The 4,716-nt window shown below is 40.7% G+C and carries 2 protein-coding genes and 1 pseudogene; all 3 read left to right on the top strand.

The annotated features are described in order from the left end of the window. A partial coding sequence (locus tag EHQ47_RS11985; protein ID WP_135777247.1) for a polymorphic toxin-type HINT domain-containing protein occupies positions 1-2,144 on the top strand: 2,144 nt, incomplete at its 5' end. A gap of 1 nt (position 2,145) precedes the next feature. Further along, positions 2,146-2,931 (top strand): hypothetical protein, encoded by a 786-nt coding sequence (locus tag EHQ47_RS11980; RefSeq protein ID WP_135777246.1) that lies wholly within the window; start codon positions 2,146-2,148, stop codon positions 2,929-2,931. Positions 2,932-3,832: 901 nt separating this feature from the next. After that, positions 3,833-4,716, top strand: a pseudogene (locus EHQ47_RS11975) (hypothetical protein); the annotation flags it as partial.

The raw sequence follows: 4,716 nt of genomic DNA, 5'->3' as shown, positions 1-4,716 counted from the left end.
TTGCTTCGGTGGCTGCTGTAATTGCAGCACCGTTTACTGCTGGAGCATCCCTGATTGCCCTTGCTGCGTATAAAACAGTGAAGGGAGCCTATGAAGGTGGAGTTCTTGGTGCGCTTGCAGGAGCTGTGAGCGCTTATTCTTCCATTACAGGTGTGGATGTTTCTTACTCTTATGACGAAGGTTTTGGAGCCAACGTAGGTGTTAAGATGGGTGCAGTGAGTCTGGGAGTGAGTTACTCAGAGAGTGCAGGCTTTGGTGCGAGTGCTTCAGTGAAGTTAGGTGGATTATCTGCTGGTGTGAGTTATACCCAAAACGGTGGCTTTGGTGCTAGCGTAGGTTATGAGTTTGGTGGAAACAATGACGTTCTCAAAGGCCTTGGTGTGAACCTAAGTTATAGCCAAAGTGGAGGCTTTAGCGGAGGTGTAAGCTATAGCAAGGCAACAGAAGGAGGGACCAAGGTAACCGGAGGACTCAACTACAGTAAGGATACTGGTGTAGGAGCAAGCCTCAACGCACAGAAAGAAGTCTCTAGAAATGATAATTACGCAACGACTTTGACTGGAGGAGTGTCCTTTAGTCAGAAACAAGGGTTTGGTGCGAGTTTGGATGCTTCCATAGAGAAGGTAGCTGCAAAGACTCTTCCAGGACAAACACCACCTCCTAAACCACAATTCCAATCCTTCTCACAAATGGATATGGGACTTTCTTTTAACCAGAAAGAAGGATTCTCTGCAAGTCTTGGCTTTGATGGAATCAACGCACTAAGCTACAATCAGAACACTGGACTTTCTGGAAATACTAACTTCGCTATGGATTTCCGTAAAAAACAAATCCAAGATGAGATTGATGCGGAGACAAAAGCTAGGAAAGAAGCTGCTGATAAGAAATTAGAAGGTGCAAAACAGGAATGGTTAAAAGAGAAGAGGAAAGATCCGAACTACGCAAACATAAAAGACGATGATGCTTTACTTGCTCAGTATAAGAAAGAACAAGAGGCGAAGGCTGAAAAAGACGGATCTAGAGATAACATTCTAGAGAAGATTGGTGGAGACATTTATGATGATGTTGCTGGTGCTCTAGGTATCTCAACATCGGATGCTGGTAGACTGGACAAGGATGGAAAGTTTGTTCCTAGAACTTGCTTCGTTGCAGGAACAAAAGTTCATACAAAAGACGGCTTAAAGAACATTGAAGACATTCGAGTTGGGGATGTGGTTCTTTCTTGGAATGAAACAACGGGTGAGAGAGAATACAAAGTTGTTACCGAACTCTTCTTGCATGAAATCAACCAACTCTATGAGGTGAAGACTACAAAAGGAGCTACTTTAGAAACTACTTGGAACCATCCTTTCTGGGTTGTGGATAGAAAAGAATGGGTAGAGGTGAAGGACTTACAAGTAGGAGATGTCCTTGCTTTAGCTGATGGTGCTCTTGTCGAAATCAGCCACATTCGAAGCTACTATGTAGAGCCTACAAAGGTTTATAACTTTGAGGTGGAAGACAACCATAGTTACTACGTTGGGGAAGACGGGGTATTGGTGCATAATTATACACCATTGACTGGACCTAATATAAATTTTGCTAGTGGGTTAATAAAATATGTAAAATCTGGTATAGCGAAAATCTTTGGAGATGAAGAAAAAGATAAAAAAGCAGTTTCCGCGTCAGAATCGAAAAAATCAGTGCCGACACCTTCAGAAGACAAGAATTTAATTACTCGAGAAAAAAATGGCGAAATCGTTGCAAATTTGAGAGTTAACTCAGGTGTAACTATTAAATCCGAAGTTATGAAAGAGAAATTACTTGATTTTAGTGAGGAACTAGATGGAAGAGAAGTGAGGGTTGTTAGTGGCTATAGGTCACAAGCTAAACAAGATAAGCTTAGGAAAGACTCAAGTACAAAAGGTAGAGCTGCGAAAAAGAGCCAGCATACATATGGAGATGCAGTAGATATCAGTGTGAGCGGTTACACCAAAGATCAAACATGGTTGGCGGCATATGATTCAGGACTATTCATGAGGGTAAGTAGATACAGAACAAGCGAAAAGGTTCATGTGGACAATCAAACCGGGGTTACTACTCCTCAGTTGTTCATAACTAATAAAAATGAAAAATGGGTATCTGTCAAAAGGAAGGACTATTAAAATGTTAAGAACAGTATTTATATTATTTTTACTTTTTGCAAACAATTGCACGGCGCAGGCGATTCCTAAATTCGGTTTTTTTGCAAAAAAAAGATTAGTTGCATATGACACTGTTTTCAATGCCAAGCCTTCAAATCAAGGAATTGTACCTGGAACATTTGTTCGAGTTGAAGAAACGAAAATTGAGCAAAAACAATATTGGCTCAGAGTATTATATGAAGGTAATTCCAAATGGCTTTCTTTTAACAAAGAAGAACTTACTGAATTATTAAAGATGAAGGTTACTATCGAAAATGGATCAATCATTGAAGGAGGGCATGAAGTATTTAACTCTAATTTGTATGATTTACAGTTAATTGGAAAGATAAAATCTAGGAATGAGAAAGAATACTTTGTAGTTTCGGGCAAAGATTGTAGTGATTGTGATACTTCTAGATCCATTTATATTCACTTACCAGAAAGGGGAAGATTAATTGCCAACAATGGAGAGAATAGATATAAATATCCTGGTAAAGAATTATCAATTGATTCTGATGAAGTAGTTTACTCATCGAGGGCATTTCTAGGTGAAGTTCTAAATAATAAGCTTGGTGTTATCTGGTATGAGAAAAGATTTTACCCTGATGGCAATAAAAGTGATTCTGTTTTCCTAGTGACATTTTTTAATAATGAAATTGTTGATCAATCTATTGAAAAGAAATTACCAAATATTCAAGAGACTATAGATTTGGAAAAGAAAGGTTATTGTTACGAAATTAGCGGAATAGTTTATCGTGAAGATCCATGAGCCTGAGCCTCGCCAAAACTATAATAGCGAACAAAATGTTCGTTAAGTTAGACGCTGGATGCAAACGGGAAAGATCTTGAAGACAAGAAACAAACGGAAGTCATCGATTTCTAGTGATTCACAAAGATTTTGTTCCAAAAATGAGTGTTCCGTTGATCGTTCGGATATAAAGAATTCTTCTCTTTTACAGAAGAGATAATTGAATCAAAGCTTGCAAACAATGGGAGCAAATCGAAGTATAAAAGAGAGTAACTCTCTTAAGCGGTTTTCTTCCAAGAGTAGGTGTGGTAGAGACCACCTAACACCGGAGTGGATTCCAAGTCGCAGTTTCCATCTCTCGGTTTGTGGAGGATTGGTGAGGGGATGGGTGAATTAGGCGGCGGCTAATTGCAATACAGAGAGACACTCGTCTGCGGGCGTTAAACGCTATGCGTATAGCCAAAATATTTCCGGTGTTTATCTGCAGTTCGCATAAATCGCACATTTTTCCGCTTTTACAAGTAGTTCGTATCAATGCCAAATTAAGACTTATGACAAGAATCAATCTTGATTCTAATCAGTTCTTTCAATCTTAACTAAACATTTCCTAACTAATGATTGTTTTCACCGATTATCCCCTCGCGCCAGCGATAGTAGCGAAAATCCTTTCCATAAATAGATTATTTTGGTCAACAAACTGATCGGAAAGATTGGAGCGGATAGCGCGGTCGTTACAGAAATAAGTGCCAATCAACTAACGAATTCGAGGCGCCAAAAAATATTCACCAATTCTTTTCTTAACCAAGTGAAGAGGTCGTCACGGAGGCGTGGCCAAGGATGGCCAAAGCTCGCCAGTCGGAACAGGAAGTTCCGCTGGCAGGAGTGAGGACTTCTGAACTTTATGGAGGATCGCAGTAAACAAATGGCAGTCCTCCAAACATTGGATTCCCTTTGGTCTTTGCCACTTACTTTTGAAGCAACCATCGCCGAACAAAACAAAGCCCTTGATGAACAGTTAACCATGCAATTATTGCAAGATAACTTTATCAAGATGGGACCAGGGTATGTGAGATCTGCTGTAGATAAGATGGGGAATCCATCCTATCAAATACTCCCAACCTTTTCTTCTTTCTTATATATCAAACCGGATAAATTACCAACCGTCAAAGATTCCGATGGGAAGGAATGGGATCTAACCGATTACCAATCTTTACAAGGGAAAAATGGTCCTGCGAGTGGGGAACTGACCACAATGGTGAGACTGGCTCGTAACCAAATGCAAACGGACTTCAAACTGACATATGATCCAGAGAAGTCAGAGAACCGTGAAGTTGGTTTTACAATGCTTGATCCAAAAGCGATGGCAAAAGTTGCCCAAGCAGCCCAGTCAGCCATGATGCAGTTTACGACTGATCCTCAAAAGATGTTTGAGTTTAACTCTGCTGATGACAAAGGCAAAGAAGCCATGATGGAATCGGCGAAGAACTCCGGTTACTTGGTTGGACCTACCGTGGGAGGAGCGTTCGGAAGTCACCACTTCAATCAGTTCTATCCAATCCTTAAGATGAAGGAAAAATACAACGAGATCAAAGCTGAGGGAGAAGCACTGAACGGCAATGGATTTGCCAATGCAGTGGGGGGTGTTGTCTCTGTTGCGACTGGTGGTCTCATCAACGCTAAAACTGCTGCTAAGTTTATGAACGATAATGGGGATGTGATTGATACCGTTGCTTCGGTGGCTGCTGTAATTGCAGCACCGTTTACTGCTGGAGCATCCCTGATTGCCCTTGCTGCGTATAAAACAGT

Source organism: Leptospira bourretii, assembly GCF_004770145.1.
Classification (GTDB): Bacteria; Spirochaetota; Leptospiria; order Leptospirales; family Leptospiraceae; genus Leptospira_A; species Leptospira_A bourretii.
Note: the sequence above shows the minus strand (reverse complement) of the source record. Positions and strands in the feature narration are given on the sequence as shown.

What these genes read in the sequence shown, in the direction of transcription:
- EHQ47_RS11980 (WP_135777246.1), top strand. Translation starts at nt 2,146, where the DNA reads ATGTTAAGAACAGTATTTATATTATTTTTACTTTTTGCAAACAATTGC.